The organism is Frateuria defendens (assembly GCF_001182895.1).
GTDB lineage: Bacteria > Pseudomonadota > Gammaproteobacteria > Xanthomonadales > Rhodanobacteraceae > Frateuria_B > Frateuria_B defendens.
Genome location: NZ_LFQR01000102.1, coordinates 1 through 25030, shown reverse-complemented (window position 1 = coordinate 25030; position 25030 = coordinate 1). Strand labels below are relative to the sequence as shown.

Sequence of the window (25030 nt, the reverse complement as noted above, 5' to 3'; positions counted from 1 at the left end):
GTCGTGCCATCAATATCGGATCTCCTTCCAGGAGACCCGGCTGGGATTCTTGCTGGCTGGCGGATTGACCTGGCTGAGCGCGGCCGTACCCTTCACCGTCTGCGTGACGAGATAGGTCTGGCCGCCATAGGTCACGGTGCTCGGACTACCCACCGCATCGAGCCGGATGCCACCGATACTCGAGCCGTCTGTGCCCGTACCAAAGCCGCCCCCCGCGCCCGGAAAGAAATCCTGAGTCATGCCGCCGCCCGAAGTCGGGTCGAAGGCCATCGTCCAGCCAGACTGCAGGCCAGGGTTGCACTTCAAGGCTGAGATGGCCGGCGGAATGGCCGAGCTGACCACCACTGCGCCGCTGATGAGCGCCGGGTTGTAGATAATCTGCTCCCCAGTCTCGGGGAAGTCGAAGTACCAGCCGTACTGGGTGTTCTGGCTGGTGTCCGTGGAGCATGCGGTACTGCCCACCCAGCACACCTGCTTAGTAGTACTGAGATAGCGGTACCCCAGCACCTGGTTGCTGCCCCCGCCGGTCGAGGTGGACGACACTGTCTGCGACAGGAGCTTGTCGCGAACCACCACCTGGCTGCCCGACAGGCTGGCGTATTGGGCGGAGCTTCCCGCGACCTGGTTCCAGGCATCCATGTTCGAGTCCCAGATGCCATAGAAAGTCTGCGTGCCCGTGGCGTAGGTGTCGCCACTGGTGCTAGTGAACGGCGACTTCTGGCCCGTACCGAAATACACCATCACCCGGGAAACGTCGCCCATCTTTACCGCCGCCACAACCGGTGCGGTCGTGATGGGCTGCGCATTGCCGATCGCATCCTTGGCCGTGAACACGCGCGTGGGCGCTCCCCATTTCGCGTCTTTATTGTCGGTTACGTCGAAGCGCCAGACATTGCCCTTCAGGTCGCCGGCGTAAAGAAAATCGGCGATGTAGTCGCCATCGAGATCCACCGAGGTGGCATAGGTGATGCCGCCCGAGACGATACCGGTATCAAGGAACTTGAAGGTGAGGGCGCCGCTGGTCGCATCGACCATGCCGACATAGACGCCGGCACTCTGGCTGGAACTCAAGCCACTGCCGAAGATGATCGCCCACTGGCCGTTATGGAGCCGGGTGAAGATGGGCGTACCCACGGTTTTGCCCAGATGGGAAAAGCCGCTGGTGCGGCTAGTCCAATCGCCGATGACGGTCGAGATCATGGACTCGCTGAAAATGGATGGATCGCTGATGTCGAGCGCAAAGATCTCGCTGCCCCCCGTTCCCACGCCTCCCGCCAGCCAGGTATGCCACTTGCCGCCGTAGAACAGGTCGCCCGCCGCCGGCGTCGCGTCCACGAAGTAGTTGTGACTGTAGGTTGGCGACGTGAGGCCGACGATCTCCGGGCTCGCCAGCACTCCCCCAGGCATGAAGCCGAGCACCTCGTGACCGTCGTTGTTGGTTGAGTTGTAGCTGCCGGTATCCGTGTAGGAGCCGGCTCTGAATCCATGCATCAGGCCGTCGTTGCCACCGACGTAGACCACGTTCAGGCGCGTCGCGTTCGAGGTCACGAAGTTGCTGTAGGTCTGTGCCGCGCTGCCGTTCTCCGGTGACTTGACATTGTTGCCGTACAGCGCGTCGCCGAACGCATCGGGATAAACGCCCGGCACCGGCGCGCCAACCCAGGTCGGACTGGAATCGATGATGTCGCCCAGCACCGCCGTGCGGTTGCGCAAGGTGCCGGAGGCGTTCTGCAGCTGCTCGTCGCTGCGATCGCCGCGCAACCAATCGAGACGCTGCTGGCCCTGGCTGTCCTTGCTGTTGAGGTTGTTCTGTTGGCTCGCAGTGAGACTGTTCCATTCCAGGGCCAGCCCCTTGCCGCTCGCATCGGCGGTGAGCAGCATGCGGGCGTCGGGCTTCTGCACGTCGACGGTATTCGTCGGGTTGCCCTGATCATCCGTGCCCATGGATGCGCAGCCCCCCCCCGTCAGCACGCACTTGGCATCCCAGTTGGCGACCGACGAAGCGCTCAACACGCCGTTGTTGACCACCAATGGAATCGACTGGAGCGAGCCCCACCAATTGTCCGCGGAGTAGCTCGCCAAATAGATCTGGGTGCCGATCTTCACCTCGCCCGACTGCACCGTATTGGCACCGGAGCTGCTGTTGGATTGCAGCGGCGTGGCCTGGAAGCAGGTGATCTCGTGCACGTTGTTGCTACCGCCGGTACCCGCTGAGAAGCCAAAGCGAAAGGAGGCCGGCAGCGGGCCGTTACTGGCCGCGATGGAATTGTTGACCAGCACCGGGGTAAAGGCGCCGTTGTTGTAGCTGTAGAAGAAATTCAACAGGCCAGAGGTCGAGATCTGCAGCTTGTAGGTAATGGGTGTTGCCCCGCTCCTCACACTTGTCGACTCGTTGGCGATGGGTTGATCGTCGGGCATGACCTGGTACCCGCCAGCGATCGCCGGATAGTTGTACGGCAATGCCTTCATGTTTCCACTGGCTTTGTCAGAACCTTGGTACACATACTGTCCAGATCTGCAGGCATCATGCACCTTGGAGCTGTCCGGCTGGTCCCCGTAGTAGCTCGGGTTCTCAGCGTGCAGCCAAGCCCATGTCACATTGCCGGCGCCGCGCAGGCCAATTCGTCCTGGCTGATAAAAGGGGACTCTACTGTCGTAGTAGCTGTTGGTGCCGTTGCTGGTGTCGCCGCTGTTATTCGAATTGAGGACGCCGGAGTTGGTGTTGTCGCCGATATTCAGGTAGTTGCCGAATTCATCGACACCCAGGCCGAGATAACCATAGGCAATACCCTCGCTCTTGCCGTTGACGTTGGAGCAGCTGTAGCCGAGGCTGCCGCCGCTGCCGCCGGCGGTGGTCGGAATGGTTTGGGTGCCATCGGTGAGAAAGAACGCGATTCCGTCGGCACCGTCCCTTGCAAGGCCGCCACTGTCACCGCCATAGGTATAGGTGGTGAATGTCACCTGCATGCCTTGGCTGAGCGGGAAAGTGAAGTCGGAAAGGATCGCGCCGGTACGCTGGTTTTCCGCCGGGGTGAGACGCAACGCGCCAGCCCCTTCATCATCCTTGGATGAAGCGCACGCCGGAATGCTGCCTGTGCCATCGCCGGCGGTGAGGCAGGCGTAGTCCAGCGCGCGCCATTTCAGGCTGCTTGAGGCGCCGGAGAAATTCTCGGTGTACGTAACCGCTGCGGCCGACTGGGCCAGCCACAGTCCGGCCACCAAAGCCCATCGCCAGACATGTTTTGTAGACATGACAACCCCTTTACCTCTTGGCTGTATCGGCCCGCACCGAGCATGCGGGTCAGTCGCCGGTTGCGACTGCAGCGATAACCGGCATGACGGGAGCCCACTTCGACACCCGTCCTCCAGACGCTGTCATTTCCTGAACATAGATTGGAGCGTGACCGACGCGCGCCCAAGCGTATCCACGGTGGGCGGGCCGCTGCGGGCGGTGATGCGGTAGAAGCCCGCGATGTTCGCCGCTCCACACGCGGCATAGCCTGCGCAGTTGGAAACTTGCTTGACCTCCGAATCCGGAATCTTGAAGTTGCCCATGAACTCGATGACGTACTGGGGCTGGCTCGCTGCAAGCTTGCCCGCGTCGAAAGAGCCCGCGTCGACGGTAACGATGTCGCTGCCGGAAATGCTCGAGCCGCTGGCGAACGGATTGGTCAAGCACAAGTTGGTGCCTCCCGGCGAGCAGTCGCGGAAAGCGGCGGCCGAGGGCGTCGACCGGATCTTGGCCTCGGCCTGCCGCAGGGCCGCCTCGGCCTCCTGGAAGGCGATCTGCCGGTCGTAGAAGTTGGACGTCATCTTCTGCTGCATGATGGTGCCACGCACGGCGGCAAGGCCCACCAGGGTGATCACGACCAACAGCACCAGCGCCACCACCAGGGCCACTCCGCGCTGACCTCCGCGCAGTACGGGCCGGCCAGCAGCCAGACGCCGACGAACGGCGGGCAAAGGTCGGAATACGAAAGCGTTCATCACGGCACCCGATTGCGCACGGTGGTAGTGGCGGTGAACTCGCGCGTGATCGGCTTGACGTCGGTGCCGGCGCGCTTGTCCACGCTTTCCATTGTCAGGGTGACCCGCACGGCATCGACCGAAGCCCAGTTGCCCGCGATGTCGGTGGCGGTCCCGAACTTGGTATCGGAGGACCGGTGATAGACGATCTCCATGTCCGTTACGTCGCGCACCATCTCCTGCGCCGTTGGAGTAGGCGCGCCAGCATTGGTGGCCACGCTGACGCGGTAGAGCGAATGGCCTCCGGCGCTGTTGTCGCCGATGTACCAGTCCACAGCCGACAGCTTGGCGATCTGCGAGTTGGGCCCGTAGGCGTAGGCGTTGCCGTTGGTCATGCAAACGGTGGGATAGCCCAGCCCCTTCGAGCAGTTGCCGGGAGTTCCCTCACCCGGGTTATGTACCAGCGTGACGTTGCTGCTGTTGTAGTTGGTGACCTGCACGATGGCCGCATGATCGGGATCGCACACCACGACGACGTCCCCAGGCTGCAAATCAGAGCTGGTCTCGTTGAGCGTGAACTGCGCCGAAGTCGGATCGTGGCTAGCCACGCTCAGGCCCGAGTCGTCGGCTCCCAGGAGTTCGAGCGAATCGGTGTCACCCGACCGACTCGGCATGCTCGTCCCGATCGCCGGATCGCTCTGCCCGCTGTCGAAGCCGACCAGCGCATTGCCCCAGTTGGCCCACCAGGCGGTCCCACCGCCCGCCGGGCTGTTCTTGAGCACATTGGCGACGCGGCCGTTGTTGTTGCAGCCAGTCAAGCCGGCATCGCGGATGTCTCGCGCCATCAGCTCGAAGGCGATGCGAGCATTCTCCTGCACGTCACTCAAGGCCTGGTTGGTGCGGTAGGTGCGCTGGCTGGCAAGGAACACGCTGATCGCCCCCGCAATGACGATCAGCCCCAGCACCATGGCGACCATCAGCTCGATCAGGGTGAACCCGGCCGCCGCGCGCGCAGGGCGGGTCTTGCCCAGCGACTTCGTGACAAGGCGGCTCATAGCATGGCCCGGGTAGTGAGCTGCTGTTTGTCGGAGCCACCGTCGCCGGCCCGGCTGTCGTCGAAGGTGATAGTGATGGCGCACGTGCCGTCGCCTTGGCAATTGACTTTGCCACTGGTGCTGCTCGCCGCGCCCAGGCTGCGCTTGAGCAGGTCGCACCATTGGGCGAGTTGGGCCTTGGCGAGGGTGTCCGTATCCGTCGGGCAGGCATCGGCCGTGATGGGCGCGTCGGTGTTGTAGGCGCCCTGCTTGGCGTTGCGACCATCCGCCCGCATGGCATCCAGGATCGAATAGCTGGCGATCGTGGCCATGCTGCGCGCCATCGAACTGTTGTTGGTGGACATCGACCTCGCCAGCAATGCCCCCATGCCTAGGAACCCAATGGAGAGAACCACCACGGCGACCAATACCTCAATGAGCCCCACCCCAGACTGACTAGTCACGCGCCTATAAGTACATGCTGCCTGCATCGGAGCGTGGAACGGTCGGGCGTGCCGGCGCGGTAGCGGCGCAGCACTGGCCATCGGGAACAAGGATGCTGGCATACGCATGCGCGTCGCCTCTCGGGAAATGTCGCCCATCAGGAGCACGTCCCCGTCGAGGTGGTCGTCGTGACGATCGAACCGGCCGCCATGGTAATGATGCGGTGGTTGTTGCTGCTGATCGCACTGGTGCAGAGGTCGGCGATGACGGGGTTCGTATCCGTACCGCCGGCAACGTGCCCCACTCCCTCGCTTCCAAAGCGGATGGCGGCCACGTTGCCGTTGAGCTTGATGGGAGAGGCAATGCCGGTCACCGCATCCCGGACCCGCGTGGCGGTGCTGCCGGTGGCGACGTAGACCGCGCCGGCCTGCGCACCGCATCCCGCGCCAAGCGTATCGCTCGTGTTCTTGCTGGCCGAATCGCTGCACAGCTGGGCGCTGGCGTTGCGCGCGATGGCGGCCATCCGGGCGGTGTTGAGCGCGGCGACAAAGTCGTTGGCGGCCGTGGTGAGCCGGTTGGAAAGCATGATGTACCGGAAGCTCGGCACCGCGATGGTCAGCAGCACCACCGCCACGGCCAGCGTGATCATCAACTCGACGAGGGTGAAGCCGCCGCCGCGCCGCGCCGGCCCCATGCCTCGCGCGGGGCGCGCCCTGTGCGGTTGCCGCTCGGGACACGGCGCGTACGGCCGGCGGCCGGCGTTGCCACGATCCACAATCTCAGCCGGCGAGTCGCCTCGCCGCTGCGGCGCACTCCGCATGGTGTTCTCCCCTGTCGTTCCGGCGGGGAGTCTAACCAGGCCTGCCCGCCCTGCCGCGGCGACAGCCGACGAGCGGACGCATTTCCCCGACGGGCGGCAAGAAGCGCCCCCGAAAAGGGCGTAGTCTCACGCTCGCAATGCGAAGCCGGTCACGGCCCACTCGTGCTCGAAGTCATGCCAGACCCCGCACGAAAGGCAAATTGACAGGCATCATGCGGCCATCTAGGCTGCGACAAAATGTCATTGCCCAACCCGCCAGGTGGCGTGCCGGCAACGACAAAAAAAAGCAGGGGGAGGGGCGGTGGGAACATCCGATTGCCCTAGTGCGCTTTCCATATCAGGCCGTGCGCTTGCGCGGGCGACGGGGCGTTGCCGCCCGTCGCCGGGTTTCACCCTGATCGAGCTGATGGTGGTCGTGGCGATCATCGCCATCCTGGCTGCCATCGCCCTGCCCAGCTACCGACGGCACGTGCTGCACGCCAACCGTGCGGCGGCCGAAAGCCTGATGATGGAGATCGCCAGCGCCCAGGAGCGCTACCTGATCGACAAGCGCAGCTACGGCTCGCTGGACGATCTCGGCTACGGCACGCAGCCGGTTTCGGTCAGCGCCAACTACAAATTGGACATGACCGTTTCCGCCGGCCCGCCGCCGAGCTACAGCATCACCGCCACGGCCCAGGGTAGCCAGGCCGCCGACACCGGCTGCACCAAGCTCACGCTTGGTGGCGATGGCAGCAAGGGTCCCACGACCGGCTGCTGGAAATAGCGCCATGCGCCCACGCCCGCGCCGGGGGTTCACCACGATCGAGCTGATGGTCACGCTGACCGTGTTCGTGACCCTGATGCTGATCGCCATGCCGTACATGGGCGGCTTCCTGCAGTCGCAGCGGATCAAGAACGCCTCGATGGACATCGCCTCCACCGTGGCCTTCGCGCGCAGCGAGGCGCTCAAGCGCAACGCCACGGTGAACGTCACCGCCAGCGGTAGCAACTGGTCCAAGGGCTGGTCGGTAGTTACCGGCAGCACGACCATCCGCAGCTACGGCGCGCTGCAGAACGTGTCGATCTCCGCCGGCGGCAGCGCCACCAGCTTCAGCTTCAGCGGCGACGGCCGCATGCAGACCACGGCGCTGTCCTTCCAGTTGCAGCCGACCGAAAGCAACACCCGGCAGCAGCCCCTGTGCGTGACCGTGGGCACCACCGGGCGCGTGCAATCGACCAAGGGGACCTGCTCATGAAACGCCAGCGCGGCCTGCTGCTGCTCGAGGTGCTGGTCTCGATGCTGATCGCCGCCATCGCGCTGCTCGGCACGGCCACCATGATGGTGAAATCCTCGCGCGGCGAGATGGAGTCCTACCAGCGGGTGCAGGCGCTCACCCTGGTGCAGGACATGGTCTCGCGCATCAATGCCAACCGGCAGGTCGCCAGCTGCTATTCGAGCGGCGCCACCGGCGTGGACACCAGCAAAACGCTGCCGACCTGCGCCACCGGCACCGCCGTGCAGATCGCCACCGCCAACCAGGACCTCACCGCCTGGAAGAGCGCCCTGCTCGGTTCGGGCGAGACCGCCGGCGGCGCCTCGGTGGGCGCCATGATCAACGCCATCGGCTGCGTCGAGCAGATCGACGCCGTCGACCAGATCTACCGCGTCACGGTGGTCTGGCAGGGCCTCATGCCCACGGTCGCGCCCAGCCTTGGCTGCGGCAAGGACAAGTACGGCACCGAAAACCTGCGGCGCGCGGTGAGCGTCGCGATCCGCATCGGCAACCTTTCGACATGACGCGCATGAGCCGCCCTCTTCCCGCATGGCGCTCCAGGCTGCTCGCCGCCCGGCGGCAAGCCGGCCTGTCGCTGATCGAGCTGATGATCGGCATGGCCATCGGCCTGGTGCTGCTGGCCGCGCTCGGCTCGCTGTACGTCACCACCAGCAAGGCCAGGGCGGAGTTCAACAAGACCTCCGAGCAGGTCGAGAACGGCCGCTACGCCCTGGAGTCGATCACCCGCGACATCGAGATGTCCGGCTTCTACGGCCGCTCCAGCCTGGGCGCCTCGGTGACCTACAACCTGCCCGACCTCTGCGCCACGGCGAAGGATGCGATGGGCTTCAGCACCTCGGGCGGCACGGCCATTCCCGTGGCGGTGGCGGGCCGGCCGACGACGGCCGCGGCGCCGGCCTGCCTGCCCAACCTGCTCGCCGGCACCGAGGTGCTCACCGTGCGCTACGCCTCCAGCGACGCGGTCGCCGCACCGACCGCCTCCGAGTACTACGTGCAGCTCTCCAACTGTCGCCTCGACTCGGCGCCGCTGGTCTACGACACCTCGGCCAGCGCCTTCACGCTGCGCACGCGCACCTGCGCCGCCGACAAGACCGAACTGCGCAAGTACGTGGTGCGCAGCTACTACCTCGCCTCCTGCGACGACTGCACCAAGGGGGACGGCATTCCCACCCTCAAGGTGGCGGAGTTCGTCAAGGGCGCGGTGAGCGTCTCCTCGCTGGTCCAGGGCATCCAGGACATCCACTACAGCTACGGCGTGGACCAGGACGCCAACGGTTCGCCCGACTGCTACGTCGGCGACCCCGCCGTGGACAACAGCGCCGCCTGCACGCTCTCGCCCTCCTACAGCTGGGCTACCGCGGCCATCAACTGGGCCAATGTCACCGCGATCCGGGTCAGCCTGCTCTCGCGCAACCTCGATCGCAGCACGGGCTGGACCGATTCGCGCACCTACGACCTCGGGCGTGCGGCCAAGGACGGGCCATACACGGACAACTACAAACGCCACGTCTACAGCGCGCTGGCCCGCGTGTGGAACACCGGCGGCATGAGGGAGATCAAGTGATGATCACCACCCGCTTTCCTCTTCGCCGCGCGCCGCGCGGCTTCACCCTGGTCACCACGCTGATCTTCCTGGCGATCTTCATGATCCTCGCCATCTCGATGGTGGGCGCGAGCATGGTCAACACCCGCATCGCCGCCAACCAGCAGTTCCGGCTGGAGGCCAAGACGGTGGCGCAGCAGGGCATCGAGCAGGTGATCAGCCAACCCTTCACCACCACGCCCATCACCACGACCACCGACGTGCCGGTGGACGTCAACGGCGACGACACCACCGATTTCACGGCGAAGGTCGCGGCGCCCACCTGCATCAACACCATGCCGGTGCTGAACCAGGACCTGGACCCCACCGACCCCAATGACCTCGGCTGCATGTTCAGCGGCTCTGGCCAGAACACCGGCGTCATCCCCAGCGGCGGCGCCGCCGCCACGGCGCCTTGCCAGGCGACCCAATGGGACGTGCAGTCCAGCGTCACCGATACCGGCAACACGGCCGCCTCGGTCACCGTCCACCAGGGCGTGTCCGTGCGCGTGCTCAACGGCACCACTTGCACTTAACCGCTGGTCCCCACGTACGGGAACGCCGCCATGACGCCTCGCAAACCATCGGGCAGGATGCCGAAAGCCGTCGCCTTCTGCGCCCTGGCGCTGGCGCTGCCCGGGCTCGCCGCCGGCGAGGACATCGACCTGTACACCGGCGCGCCGGTCGCGGGGGGCAAGCCCAACGTGCTGATCCTGATGGACGACGCGAGCGCCTGGAGCGCCGACGTCACCATCCCGGCCGGCTCCAACTGCCCCAGCTTCCTGCCCACCAGCAAGACGAAGGACGCCGACTTCATGCGGTGCGCGCTCTACAATGCGGTCACCGGCATCGGCAACAACCCTCTGTTGAAAGGCCAGATCAACATGGGGTTGATGATGTACAACCAGTTCAGCGGCGGCGATTTCTACTTCCCCGGCAAGACTCCCGCGCCCGGCCCGCTCACGCTGATGGACGACAGCGGCATCAGCGCGTTCCAGGGCGTGGTCAGGGACGGCATCACCACCCAGAGCGGCACCAACACCAACAAGGCCGACGAGATCATGCAGGAGGCCTGGGCCTACTACGCCAGCCAGACCGGCCTGTCGAAGGCCAAATACACCTCCAACCTGCAGAACTGCCAGAAGAGCTTCGTGATCTTCATCGCCAACGCGGTGAACAACAACGGGCCCAAGGTCGCCAACGGCGACACCGACGCCTACACGGCCCTGAAGAGCGCGGGCGCGACCAGCGCCCAGCTCGCACAGATCACCATCCCTCCGCCCTACAACAATTCGCAGAAGGGCAACGCCTATCAGCAGAACTGGGCGGACGAGTGGGCGCGCTTCATGTACCAGACCGACCTGTCGGGCCAGTCCAGCACGAACCCGCAGAACATCATCACCTACACCATCACCGTCACCGATAACAGCAACCCCGACTACGACCAGTTCGTCAAGAGCATGGCGAACAACGGCGGCGGCAAGAACTTCGTGGTGAACATCAACAGCACCACCGCGCTCAACGACCTGGTCAACGACATCACCCAGATCTTCAACGAGGTGCAGGCCGTCAACAGCGTGTTCGCCTCGGTCAGCCTGCCGATAAGCGTGAACACCCAGGGCACCTACCTCAACCAGGTCTACATTGGCATGTTCCGGCCGGACGGCTCCGGCAAGCCACGCTGGTTCGGCAACCTCAAGCAGTATCAGCTCGGCTTCGACGGCGACAACAACGTGCAGTTGGAGGACGCCAAGGGCAACGCGGCCATCAACAGCTCGGGCACGGGCTTCGTCTCGCCCAACGCCATCAGCTTCTGGACTGCAGACACCTCGGCAGCCAACGACGGCCCCTTCACGTTCTCGGGCAACTCCATCGTCACCAACTGGCCCACCAACGGTTTCTGGGTGAACGCGCCGGCGGGCGTTGGCCAGGCCTTCGACGCGCCCGACGGCGAGGTGGTGGAAAAGGGCGGCGTGGGCGAAATGCTCCGCGCCGACAATCTCTCCGACCAAAAGAACCGCACGGTCTACACCTGCACCACGACCAGCAGCTGCTCCACCACCTACCCGATGGCCAGTTTCGTCGCCACCAACACCGCGTTGACCAGCGGCACGGCGCTGGGCAGCACCACCACCACGCCCACTGCGTCCGACCTGATCAACTGGGTGCGCGGCGCCGACATCGCAAACAACGAAGTCGAGAGTGGCCCCGGCGCGCCAGTCACGGTCCGCCCGTCCATCCACGGCGACGTGCTGCACTCGCGCCCCACGGTGATCAACTACGCCGGCAGTACCGGCGTGGTGGTCTTCTACGGCTCCAACGATGGCATGTTCCACGCCATCAACGGCAACCAGACCGCCGGCATCGGCTCGGTGCGCCCCGGTGGCGAACTGTGGTCGTTCGTGGCGCCGGAATTCTTCGACCGGCTGCAGCGCCTCTACAGCAACAGTCCCGGCGTGCTGCTGTACGGCATGACCGACCCCACGCTCAGGCGCAAGGACTATTTCTTCGACGGCACCACCTCGGTGTACCAGGACCTGCGCGACCCGAAGAATCCGAAGGTCTACATCTACCTCACGGCCCGGCGTGGCGGACGGTTCATCTATGCCTTCGACGTCACCGACCCGCTCAGGCCCGCCTTCCTCTGGAAGAAGTCCAGCACCCATATCGCGGAACTGGGCCAGACCTGGTCGCAGCCCAAGGTCACCCTGGTCAAGGGCCGTACCAACCCGGTGATCGTGATGGGCGGCGGCTATGATCCGGCCGAGGACAGCGACCCGGCCCCCACCAGCGACACCCAGGGGCGGGCGATCATCGTGCTCGATGCGATCGACGGCTCGCTGGTGTGGGCGGCCGCGCCCAACTGCACGGGGCTCTCCCCCTGCAGCACGGCAAGCGGCATGACCCGCGCCATTCCCGCCGACATCACCCTGCTCGACCGCAACGCCGACGGCAACACCGACCGCCTCTACGCCGCCGACCTGGGCGGCAACATCTGGCGCGTGGACCTGGAGGCGACCACCGCCGCCACCCCGGACACCTGGGCCGTCACCAAGCTGGCCGGCCTCGCCGGCACCGGCAACAACGCGCGCAAGTTCTTCTACCCGCCCGACGTCGTGCCCACCCGCAACTTCGACGCGGTCATGGCCGCCAGCGGCGACCGCGAGCACCCGCTGTATTCGGCCTCGACCACGGCCGGCACCGCGTACAACGTGGTGAACCGCATGTACATGATCCAGGACCCGAACACCGGCAACACCGTGCCCACCACCTGGACCCCGATCACCGAGTCCGACCTGGTCGACGAAACCGGCGCCGCCAGCGGCACCACCACGCCCTACTCCACCACCCTCGGCAACAAGGGCTTCTACGTGACCCTGGGCCACAACGGCGAGAAGGCCGTGAACGCCCCGCTCACGGTCGCCGGCTACACCTACTTCGGCACCAACACGCCGGCCAATCCCAAGGTCGACACCACCATGTGCTACCCCAACCTGGGCATCGCACGCGGCTATGCCATCAACTTCCTCAACGGCACCGGCCTCAACGCCGACGGCTACGTCACCTTCAGCGGCGGCGGCCTGCCGCCCTCGCCGGTGTTCGGGCTGGTGTCGATCGACCAGGGAAGCGGCAGCGTGATCACCCCGGTGCTGATCGGTGGCGGCAACCAGACCAACGCCACCGGCGGCAACAACACCTCCTCGCTGGGCGCGCAGAAGGTATCCCCGCCCACCCTGGGCAAGCGCAAGCGCACCTACTGGTACATCGACGGCGTGAAATAAGCACCGAAGACCGGGCGGCGGCCGTGGCACGCCGCCGCCACGCTCCCGGCCGCGCCGGACGCACATCCACCTGCCCTGGAAAGGCCGCAGGGCAGCCACGGCGCGAAATGCCGTCTTGCGCCAACCCACCCCAGCTCTTAGAATTTCCTGCTCATCGCCGGAATAGCTCAGTTGGTAGAGCGGCGCATTCGTAATGCGTAGGTCGTAGGTTCGATTCCTATTTCCGGCACCATCTCAAGAGCCCCGAAAAGCCCAGGCTTCTCGGGGCTTTTTCATCGTAAGCGCTTGAATCTGAGATAGGTCTGATGAGGAACGGATCAGCCTACGAGGTGCATTTTGTGATCGCCAGTGACTCTGGCTGATACGCTGGTATCCCGGAAATCCCCCTCACCGGCGCTTGCTCAATCCCTTGTCCACCATGTAGCGCACCTGCTCCCGCCGGACCGGTGCGCTCACCACTTTTTTCGCAGGACCTCCTTGATCACCTCGTTCTCCAGCACCTGTTCGGCCAGCAGCTTCTTCAGTCGGGCGTTTTCGCCCTCCAGCTCCTTCAGCCGCTTCGCATCCGGCACGCTCATGCCGCCGAACTTGCTGCGCCACAGGTAGTACGACGCCTCGCTGAAGCCATGCCGGCGGCATAGCTCCTTGACCGGCAGCCCGGCCTCGGCTTCACGCAGGAAGCCAATGATCTGCTCTTCGGAAAAGCGCTTCTTCACGTCCAATCTCCTTCAGGTTGGGGATTGGACTCCAGATCGTCGTGCTACTCAAAACCGGGGGGACGTCGGCGGGAAGGTGGGCGAAGGATGGCTTCATGGTGTTGCGGAGAAGAAATTCGCCACGATTGGATCACTTTGCTACCCACTTGCTACCACCAGGGTGCCACGTTCTCTACAACAAGATGCCAAGTTGTGCCCAGCATCTCGCCATCGTCGGCTGACGAATCAGGGGTAGTCGTCCATGATGCGGTCCCGCAAGCTCGCTCGCATGACTTCGATCTCGCCTGTCAGCCCCGGTCCTCGATATGCTAGAGAGGTTTCGTGGCGGGCGTACTGTGCGTCCCGTCTGGCGCTGAACCAGTTGAACGAACCGACGCAGTACAGATCGTCGTCGCCGATCAGCACCTTGCTGTGGACTCTGGCGACGAAAGCGACTTGAATGCCCGCATCGCGCAGGATGCCGGCGGTGGCATGCAGCGTCTTGCGCTTTTCATCGCGACCTTCGGGGGCGCTACCGGTGTTGAGTTCCGGGTCCGTGTAGATCGTCACTTTTACGTCACGCAGGATTGCAGCGCGCATGGCGTCGAGGGCGCCGATCTCCTCGATGCGCTCAAGGATGATCCAGGGCGAGACGATGTGGATTTCTCGTCCCGCTCTGGCGATGGCGTCCAGTAGGAAGGTATCGTGTTCCTGTGCGTCCCGTAGGGGATGAATAGCAGTGCCCGCCCCTCGCAGGTCCCGTCGTATCCGGTGCTCGAAGTGGAGGGCATTGGTGGAATCCCGGAAGAGATAGGTGGCCAGCAGGCCGCGGGGCGTCGCCGTAGGAGCCGACTCGAACACATCCATGTCGCCAAACACCAGAAACGTGTTCTTCGCCCGCGACACTGCAACATTCAGCATGCTCGCACTGCGGTCGATGAAGCCGCCATCGGCATGCTTGGTGTACGTCGGAGAGAAGATCACGACCGGGCGCTCGGCGCCTTGCAGCGAGTGCACGGTGCCGACAGTCATGCCACCGTCGTCATTGCCAACCTTAATGCCCAGGCTGTGGCAGGCATTGGAGATGGCTTGCACCTGTCCCCCGAAAGGTGTCACCACCCCCACGATCTTGTGCAGTGGCTGTCCGTAGGCAGCTTCCAGCGAGGCGCGGCGCTCGGCAAGCCAGACGGCGATGGTCTCCGCCTCATGCAGGTTACGCCGGCTGCCACCGCCGCTCTTCTGGCAAATTCCATCGATGTGGAGGTAGCCCATCGCCGGCAGCCCATCTTGTTCATCGGCAGGCGCTTGGGTCTTCAGTTTGCGTCTCGGAATGAGCTTGTCCCGGTAGCACAGCGCGTTGCAGTAACCGATGATTTCGTCGAAGCAGCGGCGGTGTTCGTATAGGAACATGCCACGGGCGAGATCGGGGTCGTAGTGATATCGGGTCAGCGTTTGCGCAATCCGCATCACGCTGCCGCGAGCGACTGTCTTGCCTATCTCGGAAAGGTGGTCGTAGCCATCCTCATGGTTCTCGTTTGAAAGTAGCTTGGCACTGTGCAGGTTGCCGATGTCAACGCTCGGTGGGATCGACCAGATCGGTTCGATCTGCAATGTGTCGCCGATCACCAAAGCTCTCTTGCCGAGCGTAAATGAAGCGCCAGCGACTTCCGGAAGCACTTGTCCGGCTTCATCGACGATCAGCAGATCGGCGAAGTCATAGAGGTAGTCATCGACTGGGCCGCCGTCCCCCCTCTTACGAAAGACCATGTGCTTCGGCAGCATGAAGAGCGTCGAAACGATGCAGGGCGTCAGCTTCATCCAGCGCCGCCAGCGTTCTTCCAAGGCGGCACGCCTCCTCTGCTTCCGCACTTCCTCGATCTTCGGCAGTAGTTCCTGCATCTCCAGTAGCCATCGGCCTTCCCAGTAATGCGTGGTCAGCAGAAAGATCGGGAAGCGGATATGCGTGTCGGCAAGCGGATCGCAATCGGCTATGGACAAGCTGCTTGCCCGATCCGAGACACCGAGCGGAACCAGTGCGGCTTGCCAGCGCGTCAGATAATCGCGCTCCGCTTTCAGGACAGCTTCGCCGCGCTCGACGCTGTGGGTCTGCTCGCGTAGGGCCCTGTCGGCTTGGCTGGCAACGGCTTTGATGGCGGATTCGATCTGATCGATAGTCTCCCAAGCGCCTTGCGCATGCTGAGCGGGCCAGACCGGCTTCAGGAAGAGGCGAGCCAGCCGTACACGCTTCTTCGCGACAGGCGGCAGCCAGGAGAAGAGGGTATAGAGAAGGGGCTCCTTTGCGAGATAGTGTTCCCATCGCTCCGATAGCTCGTCGATGGTGCATTTCTCGGCCATCGCCGTTTCAAGCAGCTGGCGGCGCTGCGCCATACTGATGGTCGGCTCCTCGCCCAACTCGGTCCGAACCGCTGAGCGTGCGGCGATCAACTCCGACCAGACGCTTTCGATGGCGGCAAGCTTCTTCGCTTCGGCTTGAATCGATGCTCGCAATGCGTCCACGACGATCCGGATTTCGAGCTGTTCCTTGGCGATGTCGGGGAATGCAGCCGCCGCGGCATCCAGATACGCCTGCTGTGCTTTGGCGACATAGGCTTCCGACTCCACCATCCCGAAAAAGCTGCTGGTCTGGTACTTTTGTGATGCCTCAGCCTCTTTGCCTGCGGAAGGGAAGTAGGCGCCGAAGCTGTTGACGCCGGGCAGCCAGCGGCCGGCGAACGGGCCCTCGCCGGTTGCAAAATCCTTCCCGAACGCATCAATGATGTTGGTGACGGCTTGATTGTTGGTGGAGGCCGCGACCACGACCGGCGGCGCTGCGTCGGCGATTGCCGCTTCGGCCCATAGCGTGGCGACCACCGATAGCAACAGTGTGGTCTTCCCGGTGCCGGGAGGTCCATTGACCGCAAGGATTTCTCCTGTTTCAGCAGCCAGCAGGTGAGTCAAGGCGTCGCGCTGCGCTGCCGCCAATGAAAACTGGTCGCTGGCATGCGCCAGCCGCTTGGAGAACGCGGCGTTGTCAGGCAGGCAGGGCTCGGGAGGAGAAATGTCGGTACTGGCGTAACGGTCGAACAGAGGAACGGTTGGCGAATTGGTGCGGATGTGGTCGTAAAGGGGGAGGATGTGCCGGCTGGCGGAGAACGACTCCTTCTTCAGGAGGTAGCCATGCTCGGCGAGTTCGTACCCGTCTTCCGCACCGGGCCAGCCTTGACCGATCTGCTCCAGCAGTTGATCGCAAGCGGCCATGTAGCTTGCCCATTGCTGGTCGAACTCAGCATCGCTGAGCGGCTCGCCGTCATCCGTCGCAACGTTGATCCCGGCAATGGTGTTCGTGGTGAGATAGGCATCCTGATCGGATACGTTGCCGATAGAGAACGTACCGCGTTCCAAGGGCTCCAGAATGTCGCGGGGCACTACCGTCCGGGAGAGCGGGTAGAGCCTGCCGTCGCGTGCCAGCATGGCGGGCGCGACGATGGGCGTCACAATGGCCGGCGTTCCGATACGCCGCTGTTTGCCGTGTTCGAGTCGAGAAACGTAGACCTTGGGGCGGATCATCACCTCGACGAGCTGGGTCTGCTGTAAGCGTCCGTCCACCGCCCCTTCCTCAAGCTCAAACGACCCGTTGCACTACGCGCCTGATACGACAGGAGCGAAGCGATGGGCAAGAAGATCGAGGGTTCGGACATCGGGTTGGCGGTGTCTGCGTGGTGGCTGGTGAGTGCACCGGTGGATTTCCGGTGTGGTGCCGACCGACTGTTGGTGCACGTGCGCGAGGTGTTGGGACGCGATCCGCTGGACGGAAGCGCCTACGTGTTTTGCAACCGCCGCACGTCGCGCGTCAAGGTCTTGGTGGTGGATGGACAGGGCGTGTGGTTGTCGATGCGTCGCTTGCACCAGGGGCGATTTGTCTGGCCGTCGACGAGCGAGACGCTGTGGTCGCTTACGCACCGCCAGTTCACTTGGTTGTGTGCAGGTGTCGATTGGCGGCGTTTGTCCAGTGACACTGGTTCACTGGGTAGAGTCGTCTAGACGGCTAAAATAGCTTCATGGATGCTTGCTCACTGGAAGCCATTACCGATATCGAGACGCTGCGCCAGATGGTGCGTGAGCAACGGGCGTGTGTCGCCGAGCGCGATGCATTGATCGGCAAGCTGACCTACGAGCTGAAGCGGCTGCGCCGAAGGCAGTTTGCGGCCCAGTCCGAGCGCATGGACGCCGTGCAGCGCGGGTTGTTTGACGAGGCCATGGCCGAAGACATCGCGGCCGTGGAGGCCGCGCTGGAAGCGGCGCAGGCCAAGGGTTCTGCCCCGGCACCCAGGGAGCATGCCAAGCCACAGCGCCGGTCCCTGCCGCCCGAGCTGGAGCGTGTCACCACGATCCACGAGCCGGATCACTGCGACTGCGCAGCGTGTGGCAGTGCGCTGGTGAAGATCGGCGAACACGTCAGTGAGAAGCTCGACGTCAAGCCGCTGGTGTTCTTTGTCCGCCGCGATGTGTATCCGCAGTACGCCTGCCGCCCCTGCGAAAACATCATCGCCGAGCCGGTCGCGCCGGCGATCATCGACCGCGGCCTGGCCGCACCTGGCCTGCTGGCCCAGGTCATCATTCAAAAGTACGTCGACCATGCACCGCTGTATCGCCAGGAAGCGATCTTCGCACGCCATGGCATCGCCTTGTCACGTACGACGCTGGCCGAGTGGATGGGCCGCGTGGGTCTTGCGCTGCAGCCGCTGTTTGACGCGCTGCGCGTCAAGCTGCTCACGGCCCCTGTGTTGCACGCCGATGAAACGCCGGTGGCCCAGCTCGATCCCGGGGCGGGCAAGACCAAGCGTGCCTACCTGTTTGTGTATCGCAACGCTCAACCGCAGCCCATCGTGCTGTTTGATTACGGACCGACCCGCGCCGGCAAGCATGTCGCCGCCTTCCTCGGCGACTGGAAGGGTGCCTTGATGGTCGACGACTACGCCGGCTATAAGGCATTGTTCGCCAAGGGCATCACCGAACTGGGCTGCTGGGCGCATGCGCGGCGCAAGTTCTTTGATACCCATGCGGCCAGCGGCAGCCCCGTCGCCAAGGAAGCCATCGCGCGCATCGGCGAGATCTATGCCGTCGACCGCGCATTGTGCGATCTTGACTCCAATCAACGGTACCGCGAACGTCAGCGCTTAATCGCACCCAAGCTGGCGGCCTTCAAACACTGGCTCGACGAGCTGCAACCGAAGGTGCTCGGCAACACCGGGCTGGCTGGTGCCATCGGCTACACGCAGAAGCGATGGAGCGCGCTGGCGCGCGTCCTCGACGATGGCCGCTACCCAATTGACAACAACCCCGCCGAAAACGCCATCCGGCCCATCGCCATCGGCCGCAAAAATTGGCTCTTCTGCGGCTCCGAATCCGCCGGCCAGCGCGCCGCGGCCATCATGAGCCTGCTGGCCTCGGTCAAAGCCAATGGGCTGGATCCCTACGCTTGGTTGACCGACGTCCTGACCCGGCTACCCACCACTCTGGACAAGCACCTCGACAGCCTGCTCCCGACAAGTTGGTACTGCCCCATACGCTGAGCTGCCTTGGCGGTACAAGGTGGCGCGGGCGGGCGCTTACGGTCTGCTCGGCTTCCTTGGCGAAGCAGGCATCGATGGTGTCTCGGTCCACCCGGCCGGCGTCCAGTTCCGCGCGGGACAGGCTCTGGAATTCCTTGGTGTCGGCAGGTTGAAGAGCCCCATTTCCTGCTTCAGCATCTGCAAGCGAATGGCGCCAGTAGCCTGCGTAGGCAAGTGAATCTGTCCGCATGCGCCAGTCAGACCTTACTGCTGGGTTCGCGGTTTGGCTTGCCGATACTGGCGCTTGTCGCCCGTCCGTTGCCCATCGGGATCGACATTGGTGCACACGCGGCCACCACAAATGACCGTATCGGATGCGTAATAGGCTTGGAGGACAGGGATAGCGTTCTCGTAGCGCTGGAGCTCTTCCTTGACGGTGGAGAGTTCGCGGCGGTAGTAGCCCAGTACCGCCCAGCCGACGAGAAGAACGAGCAACATGATCGCGCCGGCGGCACCGAACCACATCCACACGGTCTTGTTGGCTTTTTGCAACTGCGCAGATGTGGCTGATACGTCGCGGTCGTACCGCGCCGCAACCGGCGCTACCGCCTCCTTGGCCTCCTTGGCGATCTGGGAACTGGCTCCACCCACGATGCCGTCCACCCTGCGATGCGCCTGCGCGACTTCGCTTTGCAGCGCCTGCATTCGCTGGTCAAATGCGGCTTGCATACGAGCCTCGCGTTGCTCGAATTTGGCCATCAACGCGGATTGCAGCTTGAGCGTGTTTTGAAGCGATGTCAGTAGGGCGGAGAGTTCTTGCTCGCTAGACATGGGCGTTCCGATGCCGGTTGGGTATCACATTCTCATTACAGGGCCCTGCTGTCGGGCCATTTCTTGCTGCTGGAGCTCTTCTCGCTGCTGGGCTGCAACCAGGTCGCGCCCCCACTGCTCGAACGATTGCACCTGAGGGGACTGCTCGATTTGTGCGGACACGCGCGAAATCGCAGCCTCGTCATTGGCGAACAGCGCGGCGGCCAGCCGATCGAGATCGGGGTCGCCTGTACCGAAAGCTTGCCTTTCTTGTTGTCTCTCTTCCTGTGTGTCGTTGAAGCTGCTGTCGAAAGACCCTGATCGCGATTTGTTTTTGTCGTTTGGATCAAGGGGGACCGTAGGCTCCCCGGATTGAGGGGGCTTGATCTTCCGGTCGTCACTGTCGTACCACTGCTTGCCGTCGAACCAGTAGCCGCTGCGGTTGGAGGCCAGCCCAACGTCTTGATACAAGTTCTCGCCAAAATTGGGCGCGTCAACCTTTTCCCCGTCTTTGCCTAGCGGCAGAGACGGTGCAACATCGGCTGATTTCAATAGTGTGCTGGCGACACCGTTGCTGTTGTTGTACAGCGGAGAATATTCAAGCTTTGCATCATTGATCTGTTGCCCTGCCGTCAGCGCCGAATTCAACTTCTTCTCAAGCTCTTGATCCGTTCCTTGCCAGACAACAACGCGCTCATGCTTTTCGCTAGGAAGCGGCCAGTCATAAGCGACTTTTTCTTGGACAACAATTTGTCCTTGAGGGTCTCTTGCGAGCGCGGGGTCGTTGGGATTGGCTTGCTCTACAGGTAGCGGACGAACGGACCCATCCGCTTGTTTCTGAAAGACGGCGGCATATGGCGGGATGTAAGGATCGGCGTCAACACGAATATTGCCGAACTTGTCTGAGCCCAGCAGCGTGCTTTCCGCGAAGTTGGCAAGATCATTGCCTTCTGCGCGAGCATCGGGGCCGCCACGGACGACAATCTGGCTACCATCAGATCGTTCAAAAAGAAGATAAGCGTGCCGCTGGTCAATTCCGACTGGGCTTGCCCCAACGATGATCTTGGCCTGTTCTTCTGCCATCTCTCATCCTCCAATATCTGGAGGCAAACGTGCTACGTGGAGATCACTAACCATGATTCCGTCCTTAGAGTTCAGCGTGACAAACCAGCGGACCTGTCCCGGTGGGGTTGTAATACGCTGAGATGGCGGCGGAGGCGGAGCTGACGTGTACATGCAAAGGACCGAAGATCTAACGTCGGGAGACGATTGCTTGGCTGGTCCACAGGAAAAGCCATGTGATTCAAGCTTCTGTATCGCATCTGCAACCGTACTCTGCCGCGTGATCCAGCTTTCAAGCTGAACCTTGGCTTCTTTGGCGGATTTTTGATCTTGGAACAGATTGGAATCTGGCCCGTTGGTGTCACTCATGGCAGTGCATCCTGTCGCAGATGAGATGGAGACCAAGAAAAGCAGGATGGGGTGTAAAAGGTGCGAGGCTGGTCCGCGCGTAGCTTTGCTCTGGCGAGCTGCATCGCATGTCGGATGATTACCAATAGTTGCCATGCGGTTCTCCTACCGCCCTGCCGTAGAGTGCAGTCTAGCCAAAGATGGACTCTGGTCCCACTTCCCCGTGTAGGAGTTTTCCTACGGAGGCATCGGAGAACGCCCCGATCTGTTGACCTCAGCCCGGGGACGATGGCCTGCGGCCACCGTGGGCACAGGCCGGGGACAAGCCGATGGACGGCTGGCGCCGCACACACCTTGCCCCCCGCCTGCACACACTTCGCCCCCAGAAAGGCCGATAGGGAACTCTGAACAACTCGCTCTGATCTGCCAGAATCATCGAACGCCCTCAACGAGTGATGCCCATGCAACTTTCCTTCGGCGACGCGGAATACAACGGCAAGCGCAAGCAGACGCGGCGGGAGATTTTCCTGGCCGAGATGGACGCGGTGGTGCCGTGGAAGGCATTGCTGGCGCTGATCGAGCCGCACTACCCGAAGCTGGGCCAGCCGGGGCGTCAGCCATACCCGTTGGAGACGATGCTACGCATCCACTTTTTGCAGCAGTGGTATGCGTTGAGCGATCCGTCGATGGAAGAAGCGTTGTACGACACGGTGTCGATGCGCCGCTTCGCCAAGCTCGGCGGGCTGGACGACGTGCCGGACGAGACGACGATCCTCAATTTCCGCCGTTTGCTGGAGAAGTATGACCTGGCGCGCAAGCTGTTTAACCGGGTCAATGCACATCTTTCGCGCAAGGGCCAGAGCCTGCGCGGAGGGACGATTGTCGATGCGACGATCATTGCTGCGCCGAGTTCGACCAAGAACAAGGAGGGCGAGCGCGACCCGGAGATGCACCAGACGAAGAAGGGCAACAACTGGCACTTTGGGATGAAGGCGCACATCGGCGTGGACGACGAATCCGGGCTGGTGCACAGCGTGGAATGCACGGCGGCGAACGAAGCGGACATCAGTCAGGCGCACAAGCTGCTGCATGGCAAGGAAGACACGGTGTGCGGCGACAGCGGCTACACCGGCATCGAGAGGCGGGAGGAAATGCAGGAGTGCAAAGCGCGATTCCTGATTGCGGAGAAGCCCACGAAGTTGAAGAAGATAAGGAACAAGCGCGAGCTGAAGTCGGCGAAGAAGTGGGAGCACACCAAGGCCAGCCTGCGGGCGAAGGTGGAACACCCGTTCCGGGTCATCAAGCGCCAGTTCGGCTACGTCAAGGTGCGTTATCGCGGTCTGGCGAAGAACACGGCGCAGGTGCTGACGCTGTTCATGCTGTCGAACCTGTGGATGAAGCGAACGCCGTTGTTGGCTTCTGCAGGGCAGGTGCGCCTGTGAACCGGGGAATACTCCGGAAATGCGCCGGAAGCGGCGCAAAACCGAGTGGCCGGAGTGCGAGGCGCGCAAATTTCGCTGCATTTTTCGTTCTCAGGTCGCGTTGTTCAGACCTTCCTTAACGCCTCCTTCGCTCGCCTTGGGCTGGTGATTTCAGCCCTGCTGGTCTGCCCAATGGCACGGGGCTGATTCAAGTTCTTTAAGATGCTTGATGTATTCGGGTGCGGTTGTTTGGGATAGTGTGCTTTCCTTTGGAATGATCGGCGGCTCGTCATCCAGTCCAGCCACCGCCATGCCCACGCGGCGCCATACAAGGTCCGTTCCGGAAATTTCACCCTTCGCCAAGTACCAAGCGTTGTTTCGCGTGCTCTTGATCAGAAGGACCGCGCTTTTTCCGTTGAATGTGCCGAGCACGGTTCCAGGATCACTTTCATCAAGCCGAGATAGTCCTGGAGTGGCAACGAAGTGGTCTCCGCAGATCCTGTCGCCGTTCTGGGTGAGATACAGATCGAAGCTACCGCATTGCAATTGCTGGTTTGCTTCGTCGCACAATTTGACCGACCAGACGCCATTGAAATCAGCCTTTGCTGCCTGTACTGGCTGGCTAGAAGCGCAGGCGACCAGGCCGACGCACAAAGCCAGAAGCGTACCCACGAGCAAACGAGCGGGGCTGCCTGTCCGATGATTCCCAGAGGCCATGCGGTTCTCCTGCCACCTATCACATGGGTCGCATGTCTAGCCAAAGATGGACTCTGGCCCTACCTTTCCGGGCAAGGAATTTTCCTACTGCGGCGTCAGAGAATGCCTCGATTGGCGACGCAACGCCCAACAGTCTGCTGCCCAACTGGGGACGATGGCCTGCGGCCATCGTGTGCACAGACCGGGGACAAGCCGATGGACGGCTGGCGCCGCCCACACCTTGCCCCCCGCCTGCACACACTTCGCCCCCAGAAAGGCCGATAGCACCACCGCCGGGCAGGCGAGCCATTGAGGGCGCGCCTGCCTGTGCCCTATGCGGTTACCTGCGATCCGCAGGGATGAAGTTCGGAAGGGTAGCTAGGCGCTCTTGCACCTCGTCCATCTCGGCACGGAGCATGGGGGCGTCATAGGGCGAAAGCAGGTCCTCGGCCAAGACGACATCCTCCTTCGCGGGGCGCCCCCGTCGGTCCTGTTTGGGCTTGGGGTGCCCGGCAGCGGTCAGGGCTCGTGACAACACGTCCAGCGCCGACCACAGCTTTTTAGGGTCTCGTGGGCGGATACCGGCGTCGAGGGCTCGGCTGGCGTTGGCCAAGGAGATGACAGCATCGTGGAGGTACGCAGCCGCCATGACGTACTGGCGCTGCTCAGCCTCCTTGGCCCGGTTCTCGTCGCGTTCGCGGCACCATGCTTGGAATTCTTCGCGTTCCTCCGGCGTGAGCTTCTTCGCCAGATCGCGTGGCAGGCTGGTGTGTTCCCAGCGCAGGCCGACGATCTCGCTTCGCCGCATGGCTGTCTCAAGGGCCAGGCGGAGCACTGCGGGCAGCACCCCAGAGCCACTGGCAGCGATGATGCGCTCCAGTTCCCCGTGATCAGGAGGTGGTTCGTCTGCCACAGTGGGTTGGACAGGTGCGACGCTGGCGATCCGTCGGGTCCGCGCATTGTTCGGTTGAGGTTTGCGGATCAGCTCCACGGGATTGCTCAGGCTCTCCATGCCCCATTCCCGGCGGGCGATATTAAAGACGTGGGAGAGTAGAGCAAGACGGCGGAGCACTGTGGCGGGCTTGCACCGCTGGAGCCATAGGTCTCGCTGCGCGACCACATCGGTACTGCGGATGGAGGCCATCGACCGCTTCGCGAGGGCGGTGGCCTTCCACAGCCGGATGATCGACTGCTCCTGCACCTTGCCCTTCTTGGTTTCCACGACCTCCCGCTCGTAGCGGCCGAGGGCCTCTTCAAGCGACGTCGCCTCGGCCTCGGTGCGGCTGACGAATACGCCCCGGTCGATCTCGGACTCGATCTTGCGGGCCCACGCCTCGGCCTCGACCTTCGTGTCGAAGGTCTTGGTCTGATCCGGGTAGCCTTTGCGGCGAACCCGAGCCTGCCACTGGAACTCTTCTCGCCTGCGAAATGACGCCATTTGCTTGGTCAGCGCTTTCGGGCAGTGGGACAAAAGTGGGTACAAAAATAATTTTTGTACCGAAATAGTTCGTCCTTGCCCTACGCTAAGGATGCTCTGATCT

19 protein-coding genes, 1 tRNA gene and 2 pseudogenes are annotated in these 25030 nt (G+C 63.1%); 10 read left to right on the top strand and 12 right to left on the bottom strand.

The window, feature by feature from the left end:
- Positions 1-9: 9 nt before the first annotated feature.
- From ACH65_RS13805 to ACH65_RS13785, 5 genes are all read right to left on the bottom strand, one after another.
- The gene (locus tag ACH65_RS13805; protein ID WP_064504867.1) at positions 10-3252 is read right to left on the bottom strand and encodes a PilC/PilY family type IV pilus protein; all 3243 of its coding nucleotides are present in this window, start codon (positions 3250-3252) and stop codon (positions 10-12) included.
- A gap of 123 nt (positions 3253-3375) precedes the next feature.
- Positions 3376-3900, bottom strand: a complete 525-nt coding sequence (locus ACH65_RS13800) for a pilus assembly PilX family protein (protein ID WP_049623184.1) — start codon at positions 3898-3900, stop codon at positions 3376-3378.
- A gap of 86 nt (positions 3901-3986) precedes the next feature.
- Positions 3987-5021, bottom strand: coding sequence for a PilW family protein (locus ACH65_RS13795; protein ID WP_064504866.1), 1035 nt, complete (start codon positions 5019-5021; stop codon positions 3987-3989).
- A complete protein-coding gene (pilV, locus tag ACH65_RS13790) occupies positions 5018-5491 on the bottom strand; it encodes a type IV pilus modification protein PilV (RefSeq protein WP_049623183.1) in 474 nt (157 codons plus the stop codon). The genes ACH65_RS13795 and pilV (ACH65_RS13790) overlap by 4 nt, the downstream gene beginning before the upstream one ends.
- 110 nt (positions 5492-5601) lie before the next feature.
- Positions 5602-6138, bottom strand: a complete 537-nt coding sequence (locus tag ACH65_RS13785; protein WP_202594214.1) for a GspH/FimT family pseudopilin — start codon at positions 6136-6138, stop codon at positions 5602-5604.
- A gap of 532 nt (positions 6139-6670) precedes the next feature.
- On the opposite strand from ACH65_RS13785, the gene ACH65_RS13780 reads away from it, so the two are divergent.
- From ACH65_RS13780 to ACH65_RS13750, 7 genes are all read left to right on the top strand, one after another.
- Entirely contained in the window at positions 6671-7030 is a 360-nt protein-coding gene (locus tag ACH65_RS13780; RefSeq protein WP_082190331.1) for a type IV pilin protein, read from the top strand.
- 4 nt (positions 7031-7034) lie between these two features.
- Positions 7035-7502, top strand: a complete 468-nt coding sequence (locus ACH65_RS13775) for a GspH/FimT family pseudopilin (protein ID WP_049623181.1) — start codon at positions 7035-7037, stop codon at positions 7500-7502.
- Complete coding sequence (gene pilV / locus ACH65_RS13770; RefSeq protein ID WP_049623180.1) at positions 7499-8044, top strand: type IV pilus modification protein PilV; 546 nt, start codon at positions 7499-7501, stop codon at positions 8042-8044. The genes ACH65_RS13775 and pilV (ACH65_RS13770) overlap by 4 nt, the downstream gene beginning before the upstream one ends.
- Before the next feature lie 5 nt (positions 8045-8049).
- On the top strand, positions 8050-9105 hold the full coding sequence (locus ACH65_RS13765) for a PilW family protein (RefSeq protein WP_237561523.1): 1056 nt from the start codon (positions 8050-8052) through the stop codon (positions 9103-9105).
- Complete coding sequence (locus ACH65_RS13760) at positions 9105-9659, top strand: pilus assembly PilX N-terminal domain-containing protein (protein ID WP_049623178.1); 555 nt, start codon at positions 9105-9107, stop codon at positions 9657-9659. Before ACH65_RS13765 ends, ACH65_RS13760 begins: the two co-directional genes overlap by 1 nt.
- Positions 9660-9716: 57 nt before the next feature.
- Complete coding sequence (locus tag ACH65_RS13755; protein WP_237561522.1) at positions 9717-12905, top strand: pilus assembly protein; 3189 nt, start codon at positions 9717-9719, stop codon at positions 12903-12905.
- A gap of 156 nt (positions 12906-13061) precedes the next feature.
- A tRNA-Thr gene (locus ACH65_RS13750) sits at positions 13062-13137 on the top strand.
- 158 nt (positions 13138-13295) lie between these two features.
- On the opposite strand, the pseudogene ACH65_RS13745 reads toward ACH65_RS13750, so the two are convergent.
- Positions 13296-13621: pseudogene (locus tag ACH65_RS13745) on the bottom strand (transposase); the annotation flags it as partial.
- A 225-nt stretch (positions 13622-13846) separates the two neighbouring features.
- Positions 13847-17206, bottom strand: a complete 3360-nt coding sequence (locus ACH65_RS13740) for an AAA domain-containing protein (RefSeq protein ID WP_082190330.1) — start codon at positions 17204-17206, stop codon at positions 13847-13849.
- A gap of 63 nt (positions 17207-17269) precedes the next feature.
- Here ACH65_RS13740 and tnpB point away from each other — a divergent pair, with 63 nt between their 5' ends.
- Positions 17270-17641, top strand: coding sequence for an IS66 family insertion sequence element accessory protein TnpB (tnpB, locus tag ACH65_RS13735; RefSeq protein WP_049623175.1), 372 nt, complete (start codon positions 17270-17272; stop codon positions 17639-17641).
- Positions 17642-17658: 17 nt separating this feature from the next.
- A complete protein-coding gene (tnpC, locus tag ACH65_RS13730) occupies positions 17659-19173 on the top strand; it encodes an IS66 family transposase (RefSeq protein WP_049623174.1) in 1515 nt (504 codons plus the stop codon).
- Positions 19174-19416: 243 nt separating this feature from the next.
- Here tnpC and ACH65_RS20850 read toward each other — a convergent pair whose 3' ends face one another.
- From ACH65_RS20850 to ACH65_RS19940, 3 genes are read right to left on the bottom strand one after another with little or no spacing between them, the layout of a single operon-like run.
- Positions 19417-19983, bottom strand: a complete 567-nt coding sequence (locus tag ACH65_RS20850) for a hypothetical protein (protein ID WP_237561521.1) — start codon at positions 19981-19983, stop codon at positions 19417-19419.
- 24 nt (positions 19984-20007) lie between these two features.
- Positions 20008-21045, bottom strand: a complete 1038-nt coding sequence (locus tag ACH65_RS20845; RefSeq protein WP_237561520.1) for a hypothetical protein — start codon at positions 21043-21045, stop codon at positions 20008-20010.
- Between the two features lie 3 nt (positions 21046-21048).
- On the bottom strand, positions 21049-21393 hold the full coding sequence (locus ACH65_RS19940) for a hypothetical protein (RefSeq protein WP_153242608.1): 345 nt from the start codon (positions 21391-21393) through the stop codon (positions 21049-21051).
- A gap of 440 nt (positions 21394-21833) precedes the next feature.
- On the opposite strand from ACH65_RS19940, the gene ACH65_RS13720 reads away from it, so the two are divergent.
- Entirely contained in the window at positions 21834-22814 is a 981-nt protein-coding gene (locus tag ACH65_RS13720) for an IS5 family transposase (RefSeq protein WP_049623173.1), read from the top strand.
- Positions 22815-22964: 150 nt separating this feature from the next.
- Here the strand turns inward: ACH65_RS13720 and ACH65_RS19935 are convergent, their stop codons facing one another.
- Together ACH65_RS19935 and ACH65_RS20840 are read right to left on the bottom strand one after the other, a co-directional pair.
- Positions 22965-23510 carry a hypothetical protein gene (locus ACH65_RS19935; protein ID WP_161805616.1) on the bottom strand — a complete coding sequence of 182 codons (546 nt, stop codon included), beginning with the start codon at positions 23508-23510 and terminating at the stop codon, positions 22965-22967.
- Positions 23511-23829: 319 nt separating this feature from the next.
- A pseudogene (locus ACH65_RS20840) lies at positions 23830-25030 on the bottom strand (hypothetical protein); the annotation flags it as partial.

Bases quoted from the DNA above. Each gene is read 5' to 3' on its own strand.
- ACH65_RS13805 (WP_064504867.1), bottom strand. From the start codon at position 3,252: ATGTCTACAAAACATGTCTGGCGATGGGCTTTGGTGGCCGGACTGTGG.
- ACH65_RS13795 (WP_064504866.1), bottom strand. From the start codon at position 5,021: ATGAGCCGCCTTGTCACGAAGTCGCTGGGCAAGACCCGCCCTGCGCGC.
- pilV (WP_049623183.1), bottom strand. From the start codon at position 5,491: ATGCAGGCAGCATGTACTTATAGGCGCGTGACTAGTCAGTCTGGGGTG.
- ACH65_RS13785 (WP_202594214.1), bottom strand. From the start codon at position 6,138: ATGGGGCCGGCGCGGCGCGGCGGCGGCTTCACCCTCGTCGAGTTGATG.
- ACH65_RS13780 (WP_082190331.1), top strand. From the start codon at position 6,671: ATGGTGGTCGTGGCGATCATCGCCATCCTGGCTGCCATCGCCCTGCCC.
- ACH65_RS13775 (WP_049623181.1), top strand. From the start codon at position 7,035: ATGCGCCCACGCCCGCGCCGGGGGTTCACCACGATCGAGCTGATGGTC.
- pilV (WP_049623180.1), top strand. From the start codon at position 7,499: ATGAAACGCCAGCGCGGCCTGCTGCTGCTCGAGGTGCTGGTCTCGATG.
- ACH65_RS13765 (WP_237561523.1), top strand. From the start codon at position 8,050: ATGAGCCGCCCTCTTCCCGCATGGCGCTCCAGGCTGCTCGCCGCCCGG.
- ACH65_RS13760 (WP_049623178.1), top strand. From the start codon at position 9,105: ATGATCACCACCCGCTTTCCTCTTCGCCGCGCGCCGCGCGGCTTCACC.
- ACH65_RS13755 (WP_237561522.1), top strand. From the start codon at position 9,717: ATGCCGAAAGCCGTCGCCTTCTGCGCCCTGGCGCTGGCGCTGCCCGGG.
- tnpB (WP_049623175.1), top strand. From the start codon at position 17,270: ATGGGCAAGAAGATCGAGGGTTCGGACATCGGGTTGGCGGTGTCTGCG.
- tnpC (WP_049623174.1), top strand. From the start codon at position 17,659: ATGGATGCTTGCTCACTGGAAGCCATTACCGATATCGAGACGCTGCGC.
- ACH65_RS20850 (WP_237561521.1), bottom strand. From the start codon at position 19,983: ATGTCTAGCGAGCAAGAACTCTCCGCCCTACTGACATCGCTTCAAAAC.
- ACH65_RS20845 (WP_237561520.1), bottom strand. From the start codon at position 21,045: ATGGCAGAAGAACAGGCCAAGATCATCGTTGGGGCAAGCCCAGTCGGA.
- ACH65_RS19940 (WP_153242608.1), bottom strand. From the start codon at position 21,393: ATGAGTGACACCAACGGGCCAGATTCCAATCTGTTCCAAGATCAAAAA.
- ACH65_RS13720 (WP_049623173.1), top strand. From the start codon at position 21,834: ATGCAACTTTCCTTCGGCGACGCGGAATACAACGGCAAGCGCAAGCAG.
- ACH65_RS19935 (WP_161805616.1), bottom strand. From the start codon at position 23,510: ATGGCCTCTGGGAATCATCGGACAGGCAGCCCCGCTCGTTTGCTCGTG.